17 protein-coding genes and 1 pseudogene are annotated in these 25,950 nt (G+C 70.2%); 13 read left to right on the top strand and 5 right to left on the bottom strand.

The annotated features are described in order from the left end of the window. Window positions 1–126: 126 nt before the first annotated feature. From ABZU32_RS35190 to ABZU32_RS35175, 4 genes are all read left to right on the top strand, one after another. The gene (locus ABZU32_RS35190; RefSeq protein ID WP_354929468.1) at window positions 127–2,520 is read left to right on the top strand and encodes an alpha-glucuronidase; all 2,394 of its coding nucleotides are present in this window, start codon (window positions 127–129) and stop codon (window positions 2,518–2,520) included. 195 nt (window positions 2,521–2,715) lie between these two features. Next, window positions 2,716–3,852, top strand: a complete 1,137-nt coding sequence (locus ABZU32_RS35185; RefSeq protein ID WP_354929465.1) for a LacI family DNA-binding transcriptional regulator — start codon at window positions 2,716–2,718, stop codon at window positions 3,850–3,852. 162 nt (window positions 3,853–4,014) lie between these two features. Then, entirely contained in the window at window positions 4,015–5,148 is a 1,134-nt protein-coding gene (locus tag ABZU32_RS35180) for a Gfo/Idh/MocA family oxidoreductase (protein WP_354929463.1), read from the top strand. Beyond that, window positions 5,141–6,049 (top strand): PmoA family protein, encoded by a 909-nt coding sequence (locus tag ABZU32_RS35175; protein WP_354929460.1) that lies wholly within the window; start codon window positions 5,141–5,143, stop codon window positions 6,047–6,049. Before ABZU32_RS35180 ends, ABZU32_RS35175 begins: the two co-directional genes overlap by 8 nt. A gap of 53 nt (window positions 6,050–6,102) precedes the next feature. Here ABZU32_RS35175 and ABZU32_RS35170 read toward each other — a convergent pair whose 3' ends face one another. Further along, window positions 6,103–7,113 carry a LacI family DNA-binding transcriptional regulator gene (locus ABZU32_RS35170; RefSeq protein ID WP_354842976.1) on the bottom strand — a complete coding sequence of 337 codons (1,011 nt, stop codon included), beginning with the start codon at window positions 7,111–7,113 and terminating at the stop codon, window positions 6,103–6,105. A 345-nt stretch (window positions 7,114–7,458) separates the two neighbouring features. On the opposite strand from ABZU32_RS35170, the gene ABZU32_RS35165 reads away from it, so the two are divergent. From ABZU32_RS35165 to ABZU32_RS35145, 5 genes are read left to right on the top strand one after another with little or no spacing between them, the layout of a single operon-like run. Then, complete coding sequence (locus ABZU32_RS35165) at window positions 7,459–7,590, top strand: hypothetical protein (protein ID WP_354929457.1); 132 nt, start codon at window positions 7,459–7,461, stop codon at window positions 7,588–7,590. Beyond that, window positions 7,590–8,570 carry an ABC transporter permease subunit gene (locus ABZU32_RS35160; RefSeq protein WP_354929454.1) on the top strand — a complete coding sequence of 327 codons (981 nt, stop codon included), beginning with the start codon at window positions 7,590–7,592 and terminating at the stop codon, window positions 8,568–8,570. Before ABZU32_RS35165 ends, ABZU32_RS35160 begins: the two co-directional genes overlap by 1 nt. Further along, window positions 8,564–9,442 (top strand): carbohydrate ABC transporter permease, encoded by an 879-nt coding sequence (locus tag ABZU32_RS35155; RefSeq protein WP_354929451.1) that lies wholly within the window; start codon window positions 8,564–8,566, stop codon window positions 9,440–9,442. Before ABZU32_RS35160 ends, ABZU32_RS35155 begins: the two co-directional genes overlap by 7 nt. A gap of 37 nt (window positions 9,443–9,479) precedes the next feature. Next, on the top strand, window positions 9,480–11,120 hold the full coding sequence (locus tag ABZU32_RS35150; RefSeq protein WP_354929448.1) for an extracellular solute-binding protein: 1,641 nt from the start codon (window positions 9,480–9,482) through the stop codon (window positions 11,118–11,120). Further along, window positions 11,117–11,833 carry a hypothetical protein gene (locus ABZU32_RS35145; RefSeq protein WP_354929445.1) on the top strand — a complete coding sequence of 239 codons (717 nt, stop codon included), beginning with the start codon at window positions 11,117–11,119 and terminating at the stop codon, window positions 11,831–11,833. The genes ABZU32_RS35150 and ABZU32_RS35145 overlap by 4 nt, the downstream gene beginning before the upstream one ends. A gap of 50 nt (window positions 11,834–11,883) precedes the next feature. Here ABZU32_RS35145 and ABZU32_RS35140 read toward each other — a convergent pair whose 3' ends face one another. Beyond that, window positions 11,884–12,924, bottom strand: coding sequence for a LacI family DNA-binding transcriptional regulator (locus tag ABZU32_RS35140; RefSeq protein ID WP_354842960.1), 1,041 nt, complete (start codon window positions 12,922–12,924; stop codon window positions 11,884–11,886). A gap of 414 nt (window positions 12,925–13,338) precedes the next feature. On the opposite strand from ABZU32_RS35140, the gene ABZU32_RS35135 reads away from it, so the two are divergent. From ABZU32_RS35135 to ABZU32_RS35125, 3 genes are all read left to right on the top strand, one after another. Next, entirely contained in the window at window positions 13,339–14,619 is a 1,281-nt protein-coding gene (locus tag ABZU32_RS35135; RefSeq protein WP_354842957.1) for an extracellular solute-binding protein, read from the top strand. A gap of 76 nt (window positions 14,620–14,695) precedes the next feature. Continuing rightward, on the top strand, window positions 14,696–15,655 hold the full coding sequence (locus ABZU32_RS35130; RefSeq protein WP_354842954.1) for a sugar ABC transporter permease: 960 nt from the start codon (window positions 14,696–14,698) through the stop codon (window positions 15,653–15,655). Between the two features lie 10 nt (window positions 15,656–15,665). Further along, on the top strand, window positions 15,666–16,508 hold the full coding sequence (locus ABZU32_RS35125; protein WP_354842952.1) for a carbohydrate ABC transporter permease: 843 nt from the start codon (window positions 15,666–15,668) through the stop codon (window positions 16,506–16,508). Here ABZU32_RS35125 and ABZU32_RS35120 read toward each other — a convergent pair. Further along, window positions 16,498–17,568 carry a LacI family DNA-binding transcriptional regulator gene (locus ABZU32_RS35120; protein WP_354929442.1) on the bottom strand — a complete coding sequence of 357 codons (1,071 nt, stop codon included), beginning with the start codon at window positions 17,566–17,568 and terminating at the stop codon, window positions 16,498–16,500. The two genes, ABZU32_RS35125 and ABZU32_RS35120, sit on opposite strands and share 11 nt — an antisense overlap. 446 nt (window positions 17,569–18,014) lie before the next feature. Between ABZU32_RS35120 and ABZU32_RS35115 the strand changes: the two are divergent. After that, window positions 18,015–20,939 (top strand): annotated as a pseudogene (locus ABZU32_RS35115) (cellulose-binding domain-containing protein). Window positions 20,940–21,187: 248 nt separating this feature from the next. On the opposite strand, the gene ABZU32_RS35110 reads toward ABZU32_RS35115, so the two are convergent. Both ABZU32_RS35110 and ABZU32_RS35105 read right to left on the bottom strand, forming a co-directional pair. Continuing rightward, a complete protein-coding gene (locus ABZU32_RS35110; protein ID WP_354929439.1) occupies window positions 21,188–23,527 on the bottom strand; it encodes a beta-L-arabinofuranosidase domain-containing protein in 2,340 nt (779 codons plus the stop codon). Between the two features lie 69 nt (window positions 23,528–23,596). Then, entirely contained in the window at window positions 23,597–25,672 is a 2,076-nt protein-coding gene (locus tag ABZU32_RS35105; protein ID WP_354929436.1) for a family 43 glycosylhydrolase, read from the bottom strand. Window positions 25,673–25,950: the final 278 nt, after the last annotated feature.

Raw genomic sequence — 25,950 nt, 5'->3', positions numbered from 1 at the left:
CTCGCCCGCGCCGCCCGCGGGCTGGAGGGATCGGCGGGAACTCCCACGGGGGAGCGATGCCGGTCATCGCCGTCTGACAACGCCCTTGACCCGGAGCGACCGAGCGCTTAGGTTTCCGCGGTGTCGATGGATCATCCCGAAAGTTTCGAAGTCCACCCGGCAGCTCATGACGATCCGCCCCCGGTCCACCCGGCGTGGCTGCCGCCGGAGGCGTTCCGGCCGATCGGCTCGCGCCGCACCCTCGTGTGCGGCGGCGGCCCGCTCGCCGAGACCGTGCACGACGAGGTGGCGCGGGCCTGCGCCCGGTACGGCGGCGGTGTGCGGCACTCGGCGCCCGGCACGACGGGCGACCGATCCCCGTGCGCCGACGTCGGGGGCGACGCGGACGTTCCGGGCGGCGCGGAAGAGGGGCCTTTCGATCTGGTCCTCGCGCTCACCGGGGCCGAGCCCGTGCCGGACGCCGTGCGGAAACTGCGGACGGAGTGGCCCGCCCACGGGGACGACGACCGGCCGACCGGGGAGGAGGGGTTCGTCGTCGCCCGCCACGACGGCGTCACGGTCGTGCTCGCCGACGAGCCGGCCGGTCTGCTCTACGGCCTGTTCCACCTCGTGCGACTCGGCGAGCGGGCCTTCGGCGCCGCCCGGCCGCGGGAGCTTCACCGGCCCGCGACGCGGCGGCGCATGCTCGACCACTGGGACAACGTCGAGGTGCATCCGGTGATGGGCCAGGTCGAGCGCGGCTACGCGGGTGGATCGATCTTCTGGCGGGACGGCGCCCTGACCGGCGACCTCGCCCGGGTGGGGGCGTACGCGCGGCTGCTGGCCGCGTGCGGGGTGAACGCCGTCACGGTGAACAACGTCAACGTGCACGCCGCCGAGGCCCGCCTGCTGACCGACCGGCTCGGCGACGTCGCCGCGATCGCCGACCGGTTGCGGCCCTACGGCGTCCGGGTGCACCTGTCGGCCGGGTTCGCCTCGCCCGTCGTCCTGGCCGGGCTGCCGACCGCCGACCCGCTGGACCACGACGTGCGTACGTGGTGGGCGCGGGCCGCGGAACGGGCCTACCAGGCGATCCCCGACCTGGGGGGATTCGTGGTCAAGGCCGACTCGGAGGGACAGCCGGGCCCGTTCGCCTACGGGCGCAGCCACGCCGACGGCGCGAACACGCTCGCCGACGCCCTGGCGCCGTTCGGCGGGGTGGTCCACTGGCGCGCCTTCGTGTACGACCACCGGCAGGACTGGCGCGACCGGTCGACCGACCGGGCCCGCGCGGCGCGCGACCACTTCGCCCCCCTCGACGGACTGTTCCGCGACAACGTGATCCTCCAGGTGAAGCACGGCCCGATGGACTTCCAGCCGCGCGAGCCGGTCTCTCCCCTCCTCGCGGCCATGCCGGGCACCCGCCTGGCCGTGGAAGTCCAGGTGACCCAGGAGTACACCGGCCAGCAGCGGCACGTGTGCTACCTCGCCCCCATGTGGAGCGAGGTGCTGGCGTTCCGCCCCTGGGGGACCGCGGGCCCCGCCGTGGCGAACATCGTCACCGGCGCGACGGCGGACGACGCCCCGGAACCGCCGGACGAGGAGACGCAGGACGGGGAGACGCCGGACGGGGCGCGGCTGGACGGGGAGCGGCTGGACGGGCGTACGTCGGAGGACGAGAGGCGGGACGGCGAGAGTCCGGACGGGGAGGGGCGCGACCGGTGGGCGGCGCGGGAGGGCGGCGGCCTCGTCGGGGTGTCCAACGTGGGCGACGACCACTTCTGGACCGGCCACCCGCTCGCGCAGGCCAACCTGTACGCCTTCGGCCGGCTCGCGTGGGCGCCCTGGGCGGACCCGGTCGCCATCCTGGACGAGTGGATCGACCTGACCTTCGCGCCATCGAAGACCGGTGAGACCGGCGAGACCGGCGACGCGGGCGAGAGCGGCGACGCGCGCGAGACCGGTGAGGCCGCGCGGCTGCGGCGCACGCTGCACGCGATCATGGACGGCTCGTGGCGCACCTACGAGCGGTACGCCGCGCCGCTCGGCGTCGGCTTCATGGTGCGTCCCGGGCATCACTACGGCCCTGACGTGGACGGGTACGAGTACACGCCGTGGGGCACCTACCACTTCGCCGACCGCGACGGCGTCGGCGTGGACCGCACCCGTGCCACCGGCACCGGCTTCACCGGCCAGTATCCGGAGCCCTGGTCGCAGGTGTACGAGTCGGCCGAGCGGTGCCCGGACGAGCTGCTGCTGTTCTTCCACCATGTGCCCTACGGGCATGTGCTGCAGGACGGGTCCACCGTCGTCCAGCACATCTACGACACCCACTTCGCCGGGGTGGAACAGGTCGCCGAGGCCCGGTCGCTGTGGGCCGGTCTGGCCGGCGCCGGGTCGGTGCCCGCCGGCCTGCACGCCCGGGTGCGCGAGCTGTTCGACGAGCAGCTCCGGTGCGCGGAGGAGTGGCGCGACCAGATCAACGCCTATTTCTTCCGCAAGTCGGGAGTGCCGGACGCCCGGGGGCGCCGCATCCACTGACGCCAAAGGCCTGGCGGGGAAACCTCGCGGCGGCGCCGAAAACGCGGGTCACCGGCGTGAGGCCCGGTGAATAGCCGCGACCGTCTTCCCGTAGACCCCGCCGAAAGGCTATATAGCATGTTTACGGGGCGTTCAATAAAGGCTTCCGGTCGTGTGAGATCCGAGGTTCGCGAAGCGGACAAGGGAGGAAGTGCTGTGGGTGGACGGGAGCGTCGTGCCACGGTCGCCGACGTCGCCGCACTGGCCGGGGTGTCGGTGGGCACCGCTTCCAAGGCGCTCAACGGGCGCGGGTCGTTGCGGGAGGAGACCCGCACGCGGGTCAAGGAGGCCGCCCGGCAGCTGAACGTGCTGGTCGGCCCGGCCGGCCGCGGCGTCGCCTCCGGCCGCACCTACACCGTCGGCATGATCACCACCGACCGCATGGGCCGCATCAGCCTCCCGGTCCTGATGGGCGCCGAGGACGCGCTGGGCGCCGGGCAGATGTCGGTCTTCCTGTGCGACGGGCGCGACGACCCCATCCGCGAGCAGTACTACCTCAAGACCTTGCTGAGCCGTCGCGTCGACGGGATCATCGTCACCGGGCGGCGCACCCGGCCGCGGGCGCCCATCGGCGCGAACCTCCCCGTGCCCGTCGTGTACGCCTACATCGGCTCCACCGATCCGCGCGACTGCACCGTCGAGCCCGACGAGGCCGGGGGCGTCCGCAAGGGCATCGAGCACCTGCTGGCCATCGGCCGCACGCGCATCGCGCACATCGCCGGCCCGGAGCAGCACAACTCCTCCCGGCTGCGCAGCGCCGCGGCGGCCGACCGGCTGGCGGAGGAGGGCCTGGAACTGGTGACGCCCCCGATGTTCGGCGCCTGGACCGAGACCTGGGGACGCCAGGCCGTCGGCATCCTGCTGTCCAGCCGCATCGAGTTCGACGCGGTGTTCTGCGGCAACGACCAGATCGGCCGCGGAGCCGCCGACGCGTTGCGCGCCGCGGGGCGCCGCGTGCCCGAGGACGTGGCGATCCTGGGGTTCGACAACTGGGACATCATGGCCGAGTACTCCCAGCCGCCGCTGACCAGCATCGACATGAACCTCACGGGGCTCGGTCGCTCGGCGGCCCACATCCTGCTCGCCGGCATCAACGGCAATCCCTCGCCCGGCCGCCATCTGTACCCCTGCGACCTGGTCATCCGCGAGTCGACCACCGTTCCCCTGCTGTCGGCGCCGCGCACGCCCGATGCCCGGCCCGGCGCCGACCTGCGGCCGGAGGCGTCCGTGGCCGGCCTCACCGGTCATGGGATGCCCCTGGCCGGTGACGTGCCGCACGCCTCGGCGGGGTAGGCGCCCGAGCGCCGCCTCCGACCGGCCGATCAGGTCCATGCGCCGGTTTCGGGCCGTCGCCGGGATGAAACGTTCAGATCGGCGTTGACACTTCAAAGCGCTCGTAACTATGTTGAACCAAAAAAGTGATCGATCACTTTCCCGTCTCCTGAGGGAGCATCCGTGTCGGAGTCGTCGCCCCCGGTTCGCGTCGCCGTCGTCGGCGCGGGCGGCATCGCCCGCGTCGCCCACCTGCCCGCCCTGGCCGCGGCGGGCGACGCCGTACAGGTCGTCGCCGTGTGCGACGTCGACTCCGGCCGGGCGGACGAGCTGGCCGAAGCCCACGGCGTCCCGGGCCGGTACACCGTCCTGGCGGACATGCTGGCCCGCGAGAGCCCTGATCTCGTCGTCGTCGCCACGCCGCCGGTCGCGCACCGCGAGGCCGTGCTGGCGAGCCTGGACGCCGGCGCGTGGGTGTGGTGTGAGAAACCGCCGACGCTGTCGCTGGCGGAGTACGACGAGATCACCTCCCGCGAGCGGGACGGCGGGCCGTACGCCGCCTACGTCTTCCAGCACCGCTTCGGCGGCGCCGCGCGGCGGCTGCGCCGGCACATCGCCGACGGCGAGCTCGGCCGGCCGCTGGTCGCGGTGTGCAACACGCTCTGGTACCGCGGGCACGACTACTTCGAAGTGCCGTGGCGCGGCAGGTGGGAGACCGAGGGCGGCGGGCCCACCATGGGCCACGGCATCCACCAGATGGACCTGCTGCTCCACCTGCTCGGCGACTGGCACGAGGTGCACGCCGTGGCGGCCACACTCGATCGGCGGGTCCAGACCGAAGACGTGTCGTTCGCGATCGTCCGCTTCACCTCCGGCGCCATCGGCTCGATCGTCAACAGCGTCCTGTCTCCCCGCGAGACGAGCTACCTGCGCCTGGACTTCACCGACGCGACCGTCGAGGTGGAGCACCTCTACGGCTACGACGACTCCCACTGGCGGTGGACGCCCGCGCCGCACGTCACCGACTCGGGCAGGATCGCCGGCTGGGCGCCGGCCGGGAACACGCCCAGCTCGCACCGCGCCCAGCTCGCCGCGCTGCTGGCCGCCATGGCGGCCGGCGAACGCCCGCCGGCCGCCGGCGCCGACGGCAGGCGCGTCCTCGAGCTGATCACCGGGATGTACCAGTCGGCCCTGACCGGACGCCCGGTCACCCGGGCCGAGCTCGACGAGGGCAACCCCTTCTACCACTCGCTCAACGGCGGCGATCCGCCGAACGCCACCGACCGCCTGCAGCAGGAGGAGACCGGCCGTGCCTGAGCCCACCCTCAGCGTCCGCGACGCGGACACGTCCCTGATCGTCACCGCCGGCGACGTGCGGATCGCGCACTACGTCTACCGCCCGGACGCGCCCGGCGCCGAGGCGCCCAAGCCCTACCTGCATCCGATCCGCGGCCTCACCGGCGCGCCCATGTCGGTCTACCGCCCGTGGGACCACCGCTGGCACAAGGGACTGCAGATGACCTGGGCCCACCTGTCCGGGCAGAACTTCTGGGGCGGCCCCAGCTTCTCGGCGGAGAGCGGCTACCAGTGGCAGAACAATCTAGGTCACATCGACCACGTCGACTTCACCGAGGTCTCCGGCGACGGCCGGCGGGTCACGGTCGAGGAGACCCTGCACTGGGTCACGGCGGCGGACGAACGGTGGATCGCCGAGCGGCGCCGCCAGGTGTTCCACGGCGTGGACGCCGCCCGCGGCATCTGGGCGCTGGACTTCACGACGCGGCTGCGCAACGTCCGCGGCGCGGCCCTGGAGTTCGGCAGCCCCACCACCCACGGCCGGCCGGCGGCCGGTTACGCGGGGTTCTTCTGGCGCGGTCCCCGGTCGTGGACGCAGGGCACGATCATCGGCGCCGGCGGGCGGGGCGGGGAGGAAATGATGGGCGCCGAGGCCGCGTGGCTGGCCCTGGCCGGCCGGCACGACGAGATCGACGGAGGCGGCACCGTGCTCGCCGTGGCCGGGCGGTCCAGCGCGCCGGTGCCGATCAAGTGGTTCGTGCGCCGGGAGCCGTTCGCCGTGATCAGCCCGTCTCCCGCCTTCGACGAGGAGTTCACGCTGGCCGACGGGGAGGTCCTGGAGCTCGCGCACCGCTATGTCTTCATCGACCGCCTCTGCGAGCGCGCCGAACTCGACGACCTCGGCGCGGAGTTCGCGCTGTGACCCCGCCCGTCCCGCCGCCCTTCCCGCCTCTCGCCCGCCGCCCCTCCCGCCGGTCATCGACGGGCGGACGGCGGCGGGCCCACCGTCTCGCGGAGGATGATGCGGTTGATCGACCGTACCGACGGCGGCGGGGCGGGCTCGCCGCGGACCTCCGCGATGAGCTTCGCCATGGCCTCCCGTCCCTGGACCTCGCGATCGACGGCCACCGTGGACAGCGAGGGAGTGGCGAAGCGCCCCATCTCCTCGTCGTCCCAGCCGAACACGCTGACGTCCTCGGGCACCCGCCAGCCGCGCGAGAGGGCGGCGCGTACGGCGCCCATGGCGACGTGGTCGTTCGCGGCGATGATGGCGGTCACGCCGCTCGCCTCGGGAAGGCGGCGGACCGCGTCGTGGCCCGACTGGGCGGTCCAGTTGCCGATGGCGACGCCGTAGGAGGTGAGCCCGCGGCGCTGGATGGTCTCCTCGTAGACCAGCTTGCGGTTGCGCGCCGAGGTGAAGTTCTGCGCGCCCGCGATGTGGAAGAAGACCCTGTGGCCCAGCGACGCGAGATGCTCGATGATCTCGCGCACCGGGGACGCGTCCGCGAGCTCGTTGACGCCGCGCAGGTCGTCGTCGTAGGCCCCGGTGGCGACGATGGGCACCGGCGACGCCGCGGGGGCGATCTCCAGCGGCGTCAGGGACAGGATGCCCTCGACCTGTCCCGAGCCCGCGAGCTCCAGCGTGCGCTCGGCCCGGGCGCGGGGATCGCCCTCGACGCTGACGACCTCCAGCTGGAAGCCCTCGGCGTGCGCGGCCGCCGAGGCGGCGCTGAGCAGGCGCGCCGGCCACAGGTAGGTGGAGGCGGGCAGGGTGATCGCCAGCCGGTTGGTGCGGCGGGTGCGCATGGAGCGCGCCAGCAGGTTCGGTCGGTAGTTGAGCTCGGCGACGACCAGGTCGATCTTCTTGCGGGTCTCGGGCTTCAACCCCTCGTTGTGGCGGAAGTACCGGGAGACGGTCTGGTGGGAGACGCCGGCTCGCCGGGCCACCTCGTGGATGGTGATGCGCGGCGTCTCAGCCTGGCCCACGGGACCCTCCTTCGCTCCGCCGAACAGCCTAGCCGGTGGCGGACGGACCACCGTTGACACCATAGTGATCGATCACTACCATACGGCGGCAAGCAGGGTGATCGATCACTCCATATCGGGTCCGGCCCCTGGACGTCGTGGGCGCGCCGATGGCCGCCCGGTCTTCGAAAGTTTCAGGAAAACCGCCGCAGAACCAGGTCGAACCCATGGAAACGAGTCCATGGGCAGCGGCCGATCGGGCGAGGAAATAGCAGTTGATGACCCCCTTGACATGTTTCCTTGCTCCCCCTTACGTTGCCGAAATATTGAAAGACCTTCGTTGAAATTTTCGGCCGAAGGGGTGACATGAGGGGCCACGCACCGGACGACACCAGCCCCGCGACCGAGCGGTGGCGGGACACCCGGCCGTCTCCCACCGAGCGGGCGAAGGCGCCGCTCCCGCCGGCGACGACGGGCGCCGCCTCGGAGGGCGCGTAATGAGCACGACGAGCACACTCGACGACCCGCCGGAGACCCGTCCGGCGCGCCCGGACCCCGGCCGCCGGCACGCGCGGCCGGGCACCTGGCGGCATTCGATCCGCCGCGACTGGCAGCTGTACTCGCTGGCGGTGCTGCCGCTGCTGTTCTTCCTGGTCTTCCGGTACGGCCCCATGATCGGCAACGTGATCGCCTTCCGGCGGTTCGAGCCGGGCGGCAGCGTCTTCGGCGAGTCCTGGGTGGGCCTGCGGTACGTGAAAATGTTCCTCGGCGACCCGACGTTCTGGAACGTGTTCACCAACACGCTCGTCCTCGGCGGGCTGACCCTGCTGTTCTGCTGGCCGCTGCCGATCGTGCTGGCGCTGCTGCTCAACGAGGTGCGCAGCCGCCGCGTCAAGCGGTTCCTGCAGTCGGTGTCCTACCTGCCGCACTTCCTGTCGATGGTCATCGTGGCCGGCATCGTCATGCAGACGCTGGCCATCGACGGGCCGGTGAACCAGATCGTGAAGGCGCTCGGCGGGGAGCCCACCGCGTTCATGCAGAAGCCCGACTGGTTCCGCACGATCTTCGTCTCCTCGGAGGTCTGGCAGACCGTCGGCTGGGGGACCATCCTCTACCTGGCCGCGCTGACGACCATCGACGAGCAGCTCTACGACGCGGCGCGCATCGACGGCGCCGGCCGGTGGCGGCAGACCTGGCACGTCACCCTGCCCGGCATCCGCCCGACGGCGGTCACGCTGCTGATCCTCAACATGGGCACGTTCATGACCACGGGCTTCGAGAAGGTCCTGCTGCTGTACAACCCGCTGACCTATCCGACCGCGGACGTGATCTCGACCTACCTGTACCGGATGGGCGTGGAGTCCAGCAATCTCAGCTACGCCGCCGCGATCGGCCTGTTCGAGGCGCTGGTCGGAGTGGTGCTGATCACCTCGGCGAACCTGATCTCCCGTCGCATGGTGGGAGCGGGCCTGTGGTGACCATCGCGAAGAGCCGCGGTTACCGCGTGTTCCAGGTGGTCAACGCCGTCATCCTGACCGGCGTCGTGATCGTGACGCTGTACCCCTTCGTCAACATCGTCGCCCGCTCGTTCAGCGCGGAGCGCTACATCATCACCGGTGGGGTCAACCTCATCCCGCGCGGGTTCAACCTGACGACGTACCGCATCGTCATCGCCGACCCGATGTTCTGGAGGAACTACGGCAACACCGTGATCTACACGATCGTCGCCACGGCGATCGCGATGGTGCTGACCACGTCCTACGCGTACGTGCTGTCCAAGCCGCACCTCAGGGGCCGTAAGGTCCTGATCTGGGCGGCCATCTTCACCATGATCTTCTCGGGCGGCCTGATCCCGCAGTACGTGCTGGTCAACAATCTCGGGCTGACGAACTCCATCTGGGCGATCGCGCTGCCCAACGCCATCAGCGTCTTCAACCTGCTGGTCATGAAGTCGTTCTTCGAGGGCCTGCCGAGCGAGCTGGAAGAGGCCGCCGCGATCGACGGGCTGAACACCTACGGCGTCCTGTGGCGGGTGGTGCTGCCGCTGTCCAAGGCGGTCGTAGCCACCATGGTGCTGTTCTACACCGTCTCGTTCTGGAACTCCTGGTTCACGGCCTTCCTGTACCTCAACGAGCAGGAGCTGTTCCCGGTGACCATCTACCTGCGCAACCTCATCGCGGGGGCCACCGGCGCCGAGTCCACCGGCGCGGGGCTGTCGGAGATGACGCAGGCCGCCTCCAACATCCAGTCGGTGACGATCATGCTCACCGTGCTTCCCATCCTCGCGGTCTACCCCTTCGTCCAGAGGTACTTCGTCTCCGGAGTGCTGCTCGGCGCGGTCAAGGGCTAGTCCCCGGTCCAGTCCCCACGGCAAAGGAACCCCCCAAATGCGCGACATCTCACGACGTCAGGCGATCATCGGTCTGGGCGCGTTCACTCTCGTGCTCGCCGGTTGCAGTGAGGAAGAGGCTCCGAAGAAGGGCGCCGCCGGCCAGTCCGGGAACAAGGCGGGCGCGATGGCGAGCTACGGCGTGGGCCAGCAGTTCAAGGCCACGCAGCCGGTCTCGTTCGACGTGCTCTACAACAACCACCCGTTCTACCCGCTCAAGAACGACTGGCTGTTCTGGCAGGAGCTCACCAAGCGGACCAACGTGACGATCAAGCCCGTCGCGGTGCCGCTGAGCGACTACGAGAAGAAGCGCGGCCTGCTGGTGGGCTCGGGTCAGGCACCGCTCATCATCCCCAAGACCTACCACCCGCAGGAGGAGGCGTTCGTCGCCTCCGGCGCCGTCCTGCCGGTCAGCGACTACCTGGACCTGATGCCGAACTTCAAGGCCGCGGTCGCCAAGTGGCGGATGGAGCCCGAGCTGGACACCCTGCGGCAGTCCGACGGCCGCTTCTACCTGCTGCCCGGGATGCACGAGGAGATCTGGGCCGACTACACCTTCGCCGTCCGGACCGACATCCTGGACAAGCTGAAGCTGGAGGTGCCCAAGACCCTGGACGACTTCTACGCCATGCTCAAGGCGATGAAGAAGGAGTACCCCGATCTGTACCCGATGACCGACCGATGGAGCGTCCCGAACCCGGGCGGCAACCTGCTCAAGCTCATCGCCCAGGCCTACGGAGCCAAGGGCGGGTGGGAGTACCAGCACGCGACCTGGGACGCGACCGCCGGGAAGTTCGTCTACACCGGCGCCATGCCGCAGTACAAGCAGATGATCGAGTACCTGCGCAAGCTGGTGGACGAGAAGCTGCTCGACCCCGAGAGCTTCACCCAGCAAGACGAGCAGGCCGAGCAGAAGTTCAACTCCGGCAAGTCATTCGTCATCAGCACCAACGCGCAGTCGCTGATCAACGACTACCGCCCGACGCTGTACAAGACCGTCGAGGGCGCCAAGATCGCCAAGATCCCGGTGCCCATCGGCCCGGTCGGGGAGTACAAGATCGGCAGCCGGCTGGAGAACGGCGTGATGATCTCCAAGAAGGCGCTGCAGAACCCGAACTTCGTCGCCATGATGCAGTTCATCGACTGGCTGTGGTACTCCGAGCAGGGCCAGGAGTTCGCCAAGTGGGGCGTCGAGGGCACGACCTTCACCAAGGACTCCTCCGGCGCCTACAAGCTCGCCAAGGACGTCGACTTCGTCGGCCTCAACCCCGGGGCGCCCAAGCACCTGCAGAAGGACTTCGGCTTCTCCAACGGCGTCTTCGCCTACGGCGGCACCACCAAGCTGCTGAACTCCACCTTCTCCGAGGAGGAGGTCGCCTTCCAGAACGTGATGAACGCCCGCAAGCCGTGGCCGGTGGAGCCGCCGCACCCGTTCACCGACGAGGAGCGCGAGCAGGCCTCCCTGTGGGAGACGCCGCTGAAGGACCACGTCACCCAGAACACGCTGAAGTTCATCCTCGGCGAGCGTGACCTGGGCGAGTGGGACGCCTACGTCAAGGAGCTCGAGGGCAAGAACATGACCACCTACATGACCCTGGTCACCACCGCCTACGAGCGGTTCAAGAAGGACCACGGGTGAGCGAGGCGGCGGCCGGGCGCCGATTCGGCGAGGGCCCTCTGTCGAGGATCTCGGCGCTGGTGTACACCCTGCTGGTCGTCGAGCTGTCGTTCCTGGCCGCCGCCCTGCCCGGCCTGGCCGGGCTCGTCCTGCTCGACCGGTCGGCCGGCAACCTGCCGCTGGCGGTCGCCTGCGCCCTGCCCGTCGGTCCCGCGCTCTCCGCCGCCCTGTACGCCCTGCACCGCCGCGGCCGGGACCTCGCCGATCTGCGGCCCGCGGCGGCGTTCTGGCGGGGGTACCGGGCCAACCTCGGCGGCGTGCTGAAGCTGTGGATCCCGTACCTGGTCTGGATGGCCATCGTCGCCACGACCCTGGCGAACCTCGGCGCGGCGGGCGTGCCCGGGTGGTGGGCGGCGCTGCTGGCGGCGGTGGCGGTGGCGGCCACCCTGTGGGCCGCCGGCGCGCTGGTCGTCACCTCGTTGTTCGCGTTCCGGGCGGCGGACGTCGCCCGGCTCGCGGCGTACTTCCTCTCGCGCCGCCCCGCGGTGACCCTCGCCAACGCCTGCCTGCTGGTCGTGGCGGGCGGGGTGACACTGGTGGCCACCGAGGCGGTGACGGCGCTACTGGCCTCCGTACTGGCGGCGGCGCTGCTGTGGAACACGCGCACGGTCGTCGCGGAGGTCGAGCGGGAGTTCACCGCGCCCGCCGCCGGCCCGCCCACGGGGGAGATCTGAGTGCGCCGCGGGGCCGGAAACCGTCACCTCCGCGAAAATGTTTCGCAGGCTCAGCCGGCCGCCGGCGGGGCGGTGCTACGGCGGGTGACCAACTGGGTGGTGAACTCCAGCCGGGTCTGCGGCGGCCGGCCGCCGTCCATGAGGGCGACCAGCATGCCGGTCGCGGCGGCGGCCATGTCGGTGAGGGGCTGGCGGATCGTGGTGAGCGGCGGGACGAGCCACTGCGCCATGGGCAGGTCGTCGAAGCCGACCACACTGAGGTCGTGCGGGATGCGCACGCCGGCCTGGTCGGCCGCCTGGTAGACGCCCACGGCCGTGGCGTCGTTGCCGGCGAAGACCGCGGTGGGGGGATCGGGGAGGGCGAGCAGGGCGCGGGCGTGGGCCAGGCCCTCGGCCACGTCGAAGTCGCCCGCCACGACCAGGGCGGGATCGACGGGCACCCCGGCCGCGTCCATCGCCGCCCGGTATCCGTCCAGCCGGGCCCGGCTCGACAGGACATGGGGCGCCCCGGTGATGATGGCGATGCGCCGGTGCCCGAGGTCGAGGAGATGACGCGTGGCCGCGAGGCCGCCGGACCAGTTCCCGGCGCCGACCGACGGCACGCGGTTGGGGGCCCCGGCCGGATCGACCAGCACCACGGGGATGTCGCGCGTGCGCAACTGCGCGCGCTGGGCGTCGGTGAGCTCGCAGAAGATGGCGATCACCCCGCATGACCTGCGGCTGAGCACCTCCTCGACCCAGCCGCGGGGCGGTGTGGGCCGCTCGCGCATCTCCGAGAGCACCACGGCCAGGTGGTTCTCGCGCGCCACGCGCTGGACGCCTTTGATGATCTCGATGGCGCACGGGCCGTCCATCTCGTGGAAGGCCACCTCGATCAGGGCCGCCGCCTTCGGCCGCTTCTTCTGCCGCCGGTAGCCGTGCCGGCGGATCAGCCCCTCCACCAGGGTGCGGGTCGCGGGGGCCACCTCGGTCCTGCCGTTGAGGACCTTCGACACCGTGGCCGTGGACACGCCCGCCAGTTCGGCTATCTGCGCGAGGGTGAGCGCATGGGGCGGATCTGCGGGAGAGGCGGGCTCTGTCATCGCGCTCATGGCCGCAGTGTAGTTCCGAAACTTGCGGCTACAAGCCGATTGTTTCAGAGGTGTTGCCTGAACATTATTGACGCTCGCCTTGACCCGGGCCTAGGGTCCCGAACTAACGATCGGCATGGCGCTCGGCAGTTTTCGGCCCACCCTTCCGCCGTTATTCGGGCCGAGCTCCGAAGCCAGCCGGTGCCACAGTCGCGGGCCTGAACAGGCCTGCCGACGCGGAACTCGGCATAGATCGGTGTAGCTCTGGCCTGGTTTCGGTCGGTCTCGCGGCCGAAATGTGAGGAGCGCAGAAATGCACCGCACCCCCTTCGCTCCGATCTCGCGTCCCCCGCAAGGGTGCTGAACGCACCGCAGCCCCTCGTACCGGTTCTGACGACCCCAACCCCCTGACCACAGCATGTGAAAGAGGTCGCCGTGAAGTCCCGCATCGTCTCCGTGGCCGCGATCGCCGCGGCCACCACTCTCGCCATGGCAGGTTGTTCCGGCTCATCGACCGGGACGGCCTCCGGAGGAGCGGCGGACGCCAAGACGTTCGAGTTCTGGTCGTTCACCGGGATCAACGCGAAGGGGTCCGCCGCCGAGTACAAGGCGAAGAGGCCGGACATCCAGATCAAGCTGACCGAGGTGGGGAACGCGCAGGAGACGGCGCAGGCGCTCACGACGGCGCTCGCCGGCGGCAAGGTCCCCGACCTGGTGCTGATCCAGGGCGATGACCTGCCCAAGTTCGTCCAGCAGCCGCAGAACTTCGTCGACCTGCGCACGCTGGGCGCCGACAAGGTCAAGGGCGACTACCTCGACTGGGTGATCAGCCAGCCCACGGCCAAGGACGGCTCGATCATCGGCATCCCGACCGACGTCGGCGGCATGGCCATCGCCTACCGCGCCGACCTGTTCAAGAAGGCCGGGCTGCCGACCGGCCGCGAGGAGGTGGGCAAGCTCTGGCCCACCTGGGACGCCTTCATCGAGACCGGCAAGAAGTACACCGCCGCGACCGGCAAGGCGTTCGTCGACAACGCCGCCACGAGCGTGTTCGCGCAGGTGGTCAACCAGGGGCAGGAGAAGTACTACGACCCCTCCGGCGGTCTGGTGTACGAGCGGAGCCCGCAGGTCAAGACGGCCTTCGACGAGGCGCTCAAGGCAATGGCCGCCGGGATCACCGCCAAGCAGAGCACCTTCACCGACGGCTGGAGCGCCGCGATGAAGAAGGGGGACTTCGCCGCCATCGCCGCACCGGTCTGGATGCTCGGCGCCATCCGCGACAACGCCCCCGACACCAAGGGCGACTGGGACGTCGCCACCATCCCCGGCGGCTCGGGCAACTGGGGCGGCAGCTTCCTCGCCATCCCCAAGGGTGCCAAGAACCCGAAGGCCGCCTGGGACTACATCTCCACCACGCAGTCGCCGCAGGGCCAGCTCGACCACTTCGCCCAGGCCAGGTCGCTGCCCGCGACCCCGTCGGTCTACAAGGACCCGAAGCTCACCTCGGTCGAGGACCCGTTCTTCTCCGGCGCGCCCCTCGGCAAGATCTACACCGACTCACTGCTCGGCCTCAAGCCCTTCCTCATCGGGCCGGACAGCACGACGATCGGCACGGAGTTCGGCAACGCCCTGCAGAACGTCGAGCAGGGCAAGGGCGATCCCGCGAAGGCGTGGGACGCGGCGGTCACCAACATCAAGAACGCGATCGGCGGCTAGGACCCCCTGCCACGAGCGCCGCCGGCGCCGGGCGTCCCGGACGCCCGGCACCGGCGGCGGGGAAGCGACCACATCCGTGACGACGAGCATCAGCCCTGCCAAGGCGGCGCCGCCCCCACCTGCGCCGGTGACCAAGACCTCCCGGGGCGGCCTCACCGAGTTGGTGGCCCCCTACGCCTACATCGCCCCGTTCTTCGTGCTCTTCGCGATCTTCGGCCTCATCCCGCTGCTGTTCACCTTCTACGTGGCGTTGTTCGACTGGAACCCGATCGGCGAGCACGTGTTCGTCGGCCTGGACAACTTCACGCGGCTGTTCCAGGACGTGCGGTTCTGGAACGCGGCGCGCAACACCGTCAGCATCTGGGTGCTGTCGACCGTGCCGCAACTGCTGGTGGCGCTCGTGCTGGCGCACCTGCTCAACCACGTCCGGCTGCGCTTCGCGACGCTCTTCCGCATGTCGATGCTCGTGCCGTACATCACCTCGGTGGCCGCCACCGCGATCGTCTTCGCCCAGATGTTCGACCGCGACTACGGGCTGCTGAACTGGCTGCTCGGCCTGGTGGGCATCGGGCACATCGACTTCATCCAGTCGGTGGCGGGCAGCCACGTGCTGATCGCCGTGATGATCACCTGGCGGTGGTTCGGCTACACGGCGCTGCTCTACCTCGCCTCCCTGCAGGCCGTCCCCCGGACGATCTACGAGGCGGCCGCCGTCGACGGCGCCGGCACGCTGCGGCAGTTCCTGCACATCTCCATCCCGGCGTTGCGGCCGGTCATCGTGTTCACCATCGTGACCTCGACCATCTACGGGCTGCAGACCTTCACCGAGCCCCTGCTCATCTCCCGGAGCGCGCCGAGCACCTGCGGGCCGATCCGCCAGTGCCAGACGCTGACCCTCTTCCTGTTCGAGCAGGGCTTCACCCAGTTCAAGTTCGGGTACGCGGCGGCCATCGGCGTGGCGCTGTTCGTGATGGTCGTGGCGCTCGCCGGCCTCAACTACTTCCTGTCCACCCGGACCCGCCCGGAGAGGGCATGAGGGAGCCATCATGAGTAGGACGACACCGCGGTCCGGCGACCGCCTGCGATGGTGGGTCTACGCCCTGCTGGTCCTGGCCGCGTTCGCCTGCGTGTTCCCGCTCTACTGGATGTTCGTCGTCGCCACCACCGACACCGCGGCGGCCACGGAGCTGCCCCCCAGAGTCGTCCCGGGCGGCAACTTCTTCCACCTCGCGGGCCTGGTCTTCTCGACCGTGCCGTTCGTCCGGTCGATCATCAACAGCCTGGTCGTGGCCGGGACGATCGCCATCGGTCAGGCGTTGTTCTGCGCGCTGGCGGGCTTCGCGTTCGCCAAACTGCGCTTCCGCGGCCGCGACCTGCTGTTCCTGCTCGTCGTGTTGACGATGACCGTGCCCACCCAGCTCGCCATCGTCCCGCAGTACATGATCATCTCCTCGCTGGGCTGGGTGGACACCCTGCAGGCGCTGATCGTTCCGGGCCTGGCCAACGCGTTCGGGATCTTCTGGATGCGCCAGCACATGGCCAACGCCATCAGCGACGAGATCCTCCAGGCGGCCCGCATCGACGGGGCGACCACCTGGCAGATCTTCTGGCGCATCGCGTTCCCGCTGGTGCGCCCGGCCGCGTTCGTTCTCGGCCTGATCGGGTTCGTCTACGCCTGGAACGACTTCCTGTGGCCGTTCGTGGTGCTGAAGTCGCCGGAGATGTACACCGTCCAGATCGCGATCAAGGCGCTGCAGACGAACTTCAGCATCGACCTCGGGCTGGCGATGTCCGGCTCCTTCCTGGCCACCCTGCCGCTGATCGTCCTGTTCGTCTTCGTCGGACGGCGCATGGTGGCCGGGATCATGGACGGCGCCTTCAAGGGCTGACCCCCTGGCGTCGCCCCGCCGGGCCCTGGCGCCGGGGAGGAGCGGTGCTGTCGCGGACGACCAGGTCGGTGGCGAACTCGATGCGGTCGCGCGCCAGAGGTTCGCCTCCGGCGAGCGTCAGCAGCATGTCGGCGGCGGCGGCGGCCATCTCGGTGAGCGGCTGGTGGACCGTGGTCAGCGGCGGGACCGTCCATCGCGTCTGGGGCATGTCGTCGAACCCCACGACGCTCAGGTCGTCCGGGATGCGCAACCCCAGCTCGTAGGCCGCGCGGTAGACGCCTATGGCCTGGCCGTCGTTGCAGGCGAAGACGGCGGTGGGCGGGTCGGCCAGGCGCAGCAGCCGGTGGGTGTTGGTCACGCCGTCCTGGATCTGGAAGTCGCCCTGGCAGATCAGGTCGGGGTCCGCCGGCACGCCGGCCGTGTCCAGGGCCGCGCGGTAGCCGTCGAGCCGCGCGCGGCTGGACAGCGCGTGGGGCGGACCGGTGATCACGGCGATCCGCCGGTGGCCGAGTTCGAGCAGGTGGTGGGTGGCCGCGAGCCCGCCGGTCCAGTTGCCCGCGCCCACCGAGGGGACCGGCTGGGCCGGGTCGCCCAGGGGATCGAGCAGGACCAGGGGGATGCCCCGGGTGGCGAGCCGGTCGTGCTGCAGGTCGGTGAGGCTGGAGAAGACCGCGATGACGCCGGTCGGGCGGCGGCTGAGCACGTCCTCGACCCAGTCGCCGCCGCTGCCGTGGCCGCTGCGCAGCTCGGAGACCGTCACGGCCAGGCGGTGCTGGCGGGCCACCCGCCCGACCCCCTTGATGATCTGGGTGGGATAGTCGCCGGCCAGTTCGTGGAACAGCAGCTCCACCTGGGCGGCCGGGTTGATCCGGCGCCGCTGCCTGCGGTAGCCGTGCTCGCGGATGAGGCCCTCGATCAGGGCGCGGGTCTCCGGCGCGACGGCCGAGCGGCCGTTCACCACTTTGGAGACCGTCGCCGTGGACACCCCGGCGAGCTGGGCGAGCTCCGCGATGGTCAGCGGTTCGGCGCCGAACGCGGATGACTCTTCCAAAGCGGTCATGCCAGTAGTTTAAGAGCGAACAACTTGCACCAGCCAATTTCCGCCCTTACGGCTTCTCCATGAAACGCGCTCACCGGACACGGCGTGAATACGTGTCGAAATGGCGGCGAGGCTTTCTGTCGTCATCGGGCACGCAGGCCGCTGTCCGGTGATGGCCGTCACCGGCAGCAGACCACGCCCGCACATCCTCGATCGCGGCGTCGCAGGTTATGCGGCACCGGCCCCGGGCCGGGGAATCCGTACGTTGATGCCCGCGATAGTGAAACTTACAGACCGCGCCCCGACGGCCTTGGCCGTGTACGCGGCCTCAACCGCAGGTCGGGGCCTGGTGCGGGCCCGAACGCCGCACGGGTGCGAGCGCGGATCGTTGACGTACCTCGCGGCGTCGGATTGGCTCCGCGCACAGCGCCTTCCACGCTCGGAGCCGCCGTGCGGACCGAACAAGGATGTTAGCGCTAACAACAGCTCGTGACCACCCTCCCGTGTCCCGCGCATCCGTCCACCGTCTCCGAGGAACCCGCATGCGAGTCATCCCCCACCGGCCGCGGTCGGCGCTGATGGCCATCGTGGCCGCGCTCGCCGCCGTCGCCGCCGTGGTCACCCCGGTGACCTCCGCCGTCGCGGCCGTCGCCTGCCGTGTCACCTACACCGTTTCCAGCCAGTGGGACGGCGGCTTCGGAGCAAATGTTAGCGTTAACAACCTGGGTGACGCAGTCGACGGCTGGCGGCTGACCTAGTCGTTCCCCGCCGGGCAGAGCATCACCCAGTTGTGGAACGGAGCCTCCGCCCAGTCGGGCTCCCAGGTCACCGTGACCAACGCCGCCTACAACGCCGCCATCCCCGCGGGCGGCAGCGTCTCCTTCGGGTTCAACGGAAGCTGGACCGGATCCAACCCGGCGCCGACCGACTTCGCCCTCAACGGCACCACCTGCAACGGCCCCGCCACCCCCACCCCCACCCCCACGCCGAGCCCGACCGTCACCCCCACGCCGACGCCGACGCCGACGCCGACGGTCACCCCCACCCCCACGCCGAGCCCGTCGGTCTCTCCGTCACCGGGGGCCACCACGACCGCGTGGCAGAACGGCGCCTTCGTGGTGGACACCCCGAACGTGGTGCGCCGGTCGAACATCGTGCTCAACCGGGCCAACACCAGCTCCACCCAGTTCATCCCGCTGGGGAACGGCACTCTGGGAGTGGCGGCGTGGGGAGCCAACGGGTTCACCGCGCAGCTGAACCGCAACGACACCTTCCCCGACCGCAAGTCGCCGGGTCAGGTGTACATCCCGGGGCTGAGCCGGCTCACCGGCGCCTCGGACTTCAAGGGCTACCTGGACATGTACGACGGGACGCTGTACGAGTCCGGCGGCGGCATGACGCTGAAGGCCTACGTGCGCGCCGACACCGCGCAGCTCGTGGTGGACGTCACCGGCGCCGACCCGAACAGCTCCCAGACGGCGCAGGTGAAGCTGTGGAGCCCGCGCAACCCGAGCGCCCAGGCGTCCGGCTCGGTGGCGACGCTCTCGGAGACCTGGACCGACGGCAACGGCGGCAACGGCACCTCCGGCAGGACGTTCGGGACCATGGCGGGCCTCAGCGCGGGCGGGCGCAACGTCCGGGCGACCAACCCCGACTCGCGGACCGCGCAGGTGAGCTTCCAGCCCAACGGCGACGGCTCGTTCCGGGTCATCGTGGTGTCCCCGGGCTGGACCGGCGGCAACGCCCTCACCACCGCGACCACACTGCTGGGAGGCGACCTGACCCGCGCCTCGGCGGACCTGGCCGCGAGCACCCTGTCGTGGTGGCACGACTACTGGAGCTCGACCGGACTGATCAAGATCACCTCCAGCGACGGGTCCGGCGAGTACTTCGAGAACATGCGGACGCTGTACCTGTTCAGCATCGCCGCGAGCAACCGGGACGCCCTCCCCGGCACCCAGGCCGGTGAGGCCAACCTGTTCAACGTCGGCCAGGACACCCAGCCCTGGTACCCGGCGGGGTACTGGTTCTGGAACCTGCGGATGATGATGCAGGCCAACCTCTCGGCCGGCGCCTTCGCCCTGAACTCGCCGATGTTCACCCTGTACCGCACCAACCTGAGCAACATCACGGCCTGGACCAGCGCCCACTACCCGGGTCACGAGGGCATCTGCGTGCCCGAGACGATGCGGTTCAACGGCAACGGCACCTGGTACTCGGGCAACGAGTCCTGCGAGTCGCGCATCGCCCCGTCGTACAACTCCCAGACCGTCACCAGCGGCGCCGAGATCGGGCTGTGGATCTGGCAGACCTACCTGGCCACCGACGACCGCTCGTTCCTGTCGGCGAACTACCCCGTCATGCGGGACTCGGCCAAGTTCCTGCTGTCGCACGCCAAGACCGGATCCGACGGCCTGCTGCACACCACCTCCAACGCCCACGAGACCCAGTGGGCGGTCAACGACCCGGTCACCGACGTGGCCGCGATGCAGGCGCTGTTCCCGGTCACGGTGTCGGCGGCGCAGACCCTCGGCCTCGACTCGGACCTGGTCGGCCGGCTGCAGGCGGCGATCCCCAAGATCCGGCCGCTGCCCCGCACCGACTTCGGGCAGACCCAGGTGCTCACCCCGTCCAGCGACGCGGGCGGCAACGACATGATCGCCCTGTCCGCCCAGCCGACGGCGGCCAGGCACAACGTGGAGAACCTCGGCCTGGAGGCGGTGTGGCCCTACAACCTGATCGGCGACAGCGGCAACCAGTCGGACCTGGCCAAGCGCACCTTCAGCCACCGCAGCTACATCACCGAGACCGACTGGAGCTACGACGCGCTGCACGCGGCCCGGCTGGGCCTGGGCAACGACATGAGGACCGCCCTCATCGCCAACGTCAACAAGTACCAGGTCTTCGCCAACGGGTTCGCCAGCTGGGATGTCAGCAAGACGACCAACCCGTACCTGGAGCAGATGGGCGTCACCGCCGCGGCGATCGGCGAGGCGCTGGTCCAGGACTATGACGGCACGCTGCGCGTCGCGCCCGGCTGGCCGAGCACCTGGAGCGCCGACGGGACGGTGTACATCCAGCACAAGGGCAAGGCGCACGTCCAGATCCGCAACGGCAACCTGGTCACCGTCGCGGTCCAGGCAGGAGCGGACGGCGCCATCACCGTACGCAACCCCTGGCCCGGCCAGAACGTCACGGTCGTGGACGGCTCCGGCGCCACCGTGCTGAGCGATCAGACCGGGACGACCTTCGCCGTTCCCACGCGGGCCGGCACGTCCTATCTGATCCAGCGGGCCTCGGCGCCCACCACCGCCCTGCCTTACTGGCCGGTCACCGGCACCCCGGCGACCGCGCCCAAGGTCCTGGGCAGCCGGACCATCGGCGTCCGCTGACCCCCCGCCCCGGCCGCCGGCGCCCACCGGCGGCCGGGGCCTTTCCCCGCGGCCCGCGGCCCGCGGCCCTGCCGCTCCGTCGCACCGCCGCACCTCCGGACCGCCGGACGCCCGGGACGGACGAGCGCCCCGCCACCGGGCGTCCGGCATGGAAGAGCGCCGGGCCGCCAACGCGGCCCGGCGCTCGGTGTGGTCCCCTGAACGGTGCCTCTCGCCCAGGCGACCGGCTCCCGGTTCGGCCGGCGGGTCTAGTTGGCGACCAGCCGCCACCGGTTGTCGGCGGTTCCGTTGTCGGAGTCCTGGACGGCCTGGGCCCCGTTGGCGGTGGAGTTGTTCTGGATGGCGAGCAGCTTGCCGCTGTTCACGTTGCGGATCTTGTAGGTTCCGTCGCCGTTGTTGACCATGGTCCACCGGTGGTCGGCGGTGCCGTTGTCGGACCACTGCAGGACGCGGGCGTTGTCGGCGGTGGACATGTTCTCCACGCCCAGCACCTTGCCGCTGTTGACGTTGCGGAACCGCACCGCGTCACCGTCGGTGACCATCACCCAGTTGTGGTCGGCGGTGCCGCTGTCGGTCCACTGCAGCGCGAGGCCGCCGTCCGCGGTGGACATGTTCTGGATGCCGAGGACCAGACCGCTGGCGGCGTTGACCAGCCGGTAGCTCGTCGTCCCGCCTCCGCTCTGCCCGTTGGCGTTCCAGTAGACGGTGTAGTTGTGCCCCTGCGCGTCGTAGAAGGGGATCAGGTTGACCGTCGCGTTGTTGGCGGTCGCCGTGAAGGTGAGCGCCGTGGTGCTGGTCCGGGTGATCGAGGAGGTGTTCAGGCTCGGCAGCGACGACAGCGAGGTGTTGCCGTAGTTCCCCGACAGGACGAGCGGCCCGTAGGTGATCGCCGAGACGTTCTGGTTGTCGTTGGCGGCCTTCATGACCACCCGCATGGGCAGGCGCACCGTCACGGTGTCGCCGGAGGTCCACGAGCGGGTGAGGGTGGCGTAGGAGCCGGGGGTGGTGTCCACGCTCTGCTGGGTGCCGTTGACGCTGATCGTGGCGCCCGTGGTCCAGGACGGGATGCGCACGCGCATCGTCCAGGAGTCGCCCGCGCCGCCGGTGACCTGCAGGGTCGTGGTGTCGCTCGCCGGGTAGGAGGTGGTCTGGGTGACCGTGATCCCGCGCTGTGACCAGTTCAGGGTGGAGGGCTGGAACATGTTCACGAACAGCGTGGTGCCGTTGTAGGAGTAGATGGAGTCCATCAGGGCCGTGTTGACCTCGACGCCCGTGCCCTGGCAGCACCAGAACGAGTTGTAGTCGGTGCTCCACGTGCCGCCGCCCCACGCCGGGCCCACCCCGCGGCGGCCGCCGGGCTTGAGCGGGGTGAAGTAGGTGACGTGCCCGTGGCTGTCAGCGGGGTTCTGCGCGCCGAGGATGTGGTTGAACAGCGCCCGCTCGTAGAAGTCCATGTAGGACGCCTGGTTGGGGTTCAGCAGCCACAGCTCGCGGGTCAGCTTGAGCATGTTGTAGCTGTTGCAGTGCTCGCAGGTGTCGTTGGTGAGGTACCCGGCGATCGCGTTGGGCGCCCGGAAGTGCTCCGCCTGGCTGTTGCCGCCGATCGCGTAGGTGTGCGCGCCGACGGTGATGTTCCAGGCGTTGTTCGCGATGTCCCGGTAGCGGGTGGTGCCGGTGGCCTTGTACTCCCGCGCCGCGCCGATCCACTTCGGCACCTGGGTGTTGGCGTGCAGGCCGTTGAGCTGGTCCTGGTTCGAGGCGAGCGGGTTGAACACGGCGGCGTGGTCGAAGCGCTGCGCCGTGGTGAGCCAGCGCCCGTCGCCGGTCTGCTGGTAGATGTCGGTCAGCACCGCGTTCATGCCGCCGAACTCGGTGCCCAGCATGTTCTGCATCTGGCTGGAGCTGAGCCGGGATGTGCGCTGGTCCACCCAGCCGGCGAGCGAGAGCAGCACGTCGCGGGCCTGGGTGCTGCCGATGAGGCGCCATACGTCGAGCAGGCCGGCCAGGGTCTTGTGCATGACGTAGTACGGCACGTTGCCGTTGCTCAGCGTGCGCGCCTCCAGGGCGCTGAAGTCGGACTCGGGGAAGCCGGACAGGTATCCGGAGGCGAACCCGGCCGCGCCGTTGTTCGCCTGGCACTTGGCCAGCTCGGCGACCATGTAGGTGGCCTTGTCCCGGCAGGTGGTGTCGCCCAGCACGGCCCAGGCCTGGGACCACGCGGTGAGCAGGTGCCCCTGCATGTGGCTGCGGAACGGGAACGAGGGCGCGTCCCATCCTCCGTTGGAGGCGGCGCCGTTGGTGGACAGCCGGTGGTTGGCCCGGAAGACGTACAGCATCCGGTCCACGTCGACGAACCGCAGGTACGACAGCGTGCGGTTCTGGTTGTCCAGCCAGCGGCCGGAGGTCAGCCGCACCTGCCCGAGGTCGAACATGTACGCCGACACGCCGATGTCGGGCCGGGCCGGGGCGACCGCGGCCGAGGCGGCCGAGGCGCCGGCGACCTGCCCGGCAGTGGAGACGGCGGAGGCGGCGACGGCGACGCCCGCGGCCTGGAAGAGCTGACGGCGGCTCAGTGATGAGGGGGACACTTCTGCTCCAGGACATCGAGGGAGGAGGGGCCGGCGCGGGCGCGCGCCGGCCCGTGGTGTGGGGGTCCGTCAGGGGGTGGTCATGGTGAACCGGGGAACGGTGACGGCTCCGCCGAGCGACTGGGTGGCGTAGTTGAAGATCGCGTAGCGGTACCCCATGAAGAACTGCCAGGCGTTGCCCATGGTGAAGGCCGGGCCGAGGGTGGTGAAGTTGGTTCCGTCGGTGCTGTAGGAGAAGCGGGCCTGCCTGCCGGTGCCGGGGCGGATGTCGGCGTTGACGCGCAGCCAGATCCGTCCGCCGGAGACCGCCGCGCTCGCGGCTTCGGTGCCGGTGCCGGTGGTGTTCCAGTTGGAGTCCATGCTCAGGCCGTTGGTCATGACCACCCGGATCTGCCCGTTGTCGCGTCTGACGCCGATCCAGGCCGACGAGTCGCGCAGCATCGCCAGGCCGCTCCGGTCCCCGTCCCGCATCGCCGAGTAGTCCAGCTCGATCGTCGCCGTCGAGGTGGGGCCGAGGATGCGATGGGTCAGGGTGTTACGGGCGGCGTACAGGTCGTTGGTCACGGTGGCGGTCTGCAGCCGCAGACCGTTGTTCACGCTGTACTTGGTGGTGTCGGGGTTGTGGTTCCATTCCCACTCGGGGCCGAGCGTGGTCCCGGCGAAGGTGTCGGTCCCGGTGGGCGGCTTCACCTGGCGCGGCGGGCGCGGGACGTTGGGGTAGGGGTAGTTGGTGCCCCACGCGCCGTTGACCGTCTGCACGGTGGGCCAGCCGTCGGAGGTCCACGTGATCGGGGCCAGCACCGGCACCCGGCCGCCGGGGTAGGCGTCCTGGAAGCCCATGTAGTACCAGGCGCCGTTCTGGGTCTGCACCAGCCCGCCCTGGTGCGGCACGCCGCCACCGGAGATCGGCCCGGACATGTTCAGCAGCACCTGGCGCATCTCGTACGGTCCGAACGGGCTGGAGGACTTCAGGACGTACTGGCCGTTGGCCGGGCGGGTGAGGAAGATGTAGTAGTTCCCGTTCCGCTTGTACATCCGGGAGCCTTCCAGGGTGCCGACGCTGGAGGGCGTCTGGAACACCTGCTGGGAGCGCACCTCGGACTTCCCGTCGGCCGAGAGCTGGGCCACGCTGATGCTGGTGTTGCCGTAGGAGACGTACATCGTGTCGTTGTCGTCGATCAGCAGGCCGGCGTCGTAGTAGCACTTGTTGATCGTGGTGTGCCGGTTCCACGGCCCTTCGACCGAGCTCGCGGTGTAGATGTAGGTCTTGCTGAAGTCGATGCAGCCGCCCCAGTAGAACGTCTTGTTGCTCTTGCGGTAGTTCAGGAACGACGCCCAGACGCCGTCGATGTAGGCCCGCCCGCCGTTGAGGTCGTACTTGGAGCCGAAGTCCAGCTTGGGCACCGAGTGGCCGGCGTACTCCCAGTTGACCAGGTCGTAGGAGCGCAGGATCGGCGCGCCCGGCGAGTAGTGCATCGTCGAGGCCGAGTAGTAGTAGGTGTCGTCCACCCGGAAGACGTCGATGTCCGCCAGGTCCTCCCACAACACCGGGTTGGCGTACTGCGACGACGGCGGCCACGGGCCCGTCGGCGTCGGCGTGGGGGTCGGCGTGGGGGTCGGCGTAGGAGTCGGGGTGGGCGTCGGCGTGGGGGTGACCGTCGGCGTGGGCGTGGGCGTCGGGGTGACGGTCGGCGTCGGGGTCGGCGTAGGCGTGGGGGTGGGCGTCGGGGTGGCGGGGCCGTTGCAGGTGGTGCCGTTGAGGGCGAAGTCGGTCGGCGCCGGGTTGGATCCGGTCCAGCTTCCGTTGAACCCGAAGGAGACGCTGCCGCCCGCGGGGATGGCGGCGTTGTAGGCGGCGTTGGTCACGGTGACCTGGGAGCCCGACTGGGCGGAGGTCCCGTTCCACAACTGGGTGATGCTCTGCCCGGCGGGGAACGACCAGGTGAGCCGCCAGCCGTCGACCGCGTCGCCCAGGTTGGTGATCTCGACGTTGGCGCCGAAGCCGTCCTGCCACTGGTTGGTCACGGTGTAGCCGACCCGGCACCCCGCGGCGGCCTGGGCGGAGACCGCGGTCATGACTCCGGCGAGGCTGAGAAAGACGGCTGTCGCGGCCACGAGCAGGCGCCGCCATCGTTTGGCACGCACGGAAGCCCTCCAGGGGGATTCGGATCGACGGGAGTCACTGACGCCGCGGGGTTCGACGTCCGCGATCTTGCGGCCCGCCGGGCCGCGGTGCGGCACCGGCGGGCGGCGCCTCGGGTGCGGCGGGGTCAGGTCCGCCGCACCCGGGGCGGGTCTCGTCGGGGCTCAGCGCTGGAGGGTCAGCACGCCCGGGCGGTAGGGCAGCAGGCCGTAGTCGACGCCGTTGGAGCTGGGGCTGCGGCCTTGGTAGAGCAGTTGCAGGTTGCAGGGGTCGACGGTCT

Origin of the sequence: Sphaerisporangium sp. NPDC005288, assembly GCF_040607475.1 — a bacterium.
Taxonomy (GTDB): domain Bacteria; phylum Actinomycetota; class Actinomycetes; order Streptosporangiales; family Streptosporangiaceae; genus Sphaerisporangium; species Sphaerisporangium rhizosphaerae.
The sequence above is the reverse complement of the archived record's forward strand: the minus strand, read 5'-3'. Positions and strand labels throughout refer to the sequence as shown.

Coding starts and splice junctions, on each gene's coding strand:
- ABZU32_RS35125 (WP_354842952.1), top strand. CDS start 15,666: ATGAGTAGGACGACACCGCGGTCCGGCGACCGCCTGCGATGGTGGGTC.
- ABZU32_RS35120 (WP_354929442.1), bottom strand. CDS start 17,568: ATGACCGCTTTGGAAGAGTCATCCGCGTTCGGCGCCGAACCGCTGACC.
- ABZU32_RS35160 (WP_354929454.1), top strand. CDS start 7,590: ATGAGCACGACGAGCACACTCGACGACCCGCCGGAGACCCGTCCGGCG.
- ABZU32_RS35140 (WP_354842960.1), bottom strand. CDS start 12,924: ATGAGCGCGATGACAGAGCCCGCCTCTCCCGCAGATCCGCCCCATGCG.
- ABZU32_RS35150 (WP_354929448.1), top strand. CDS start 9,480: ATGCGCGACATCTCACGACGTCAGGCGATCATCGGTCTGGGCGCGTTC.
- ABZU32_RS35190 (WP_354929468.1), top strand. CDS start 127: ATGGATCATCCCGAAAGTTTCGAAGTCCACCCGGCAGCTCATGACGAT.
- ABZU32_RS35165 (WP_354929457.1), top strand. CDS start 7,459: ATGAGGGGCCACGCACCGGACGACACCAGCCCCGCGACCGAGCGGTGG.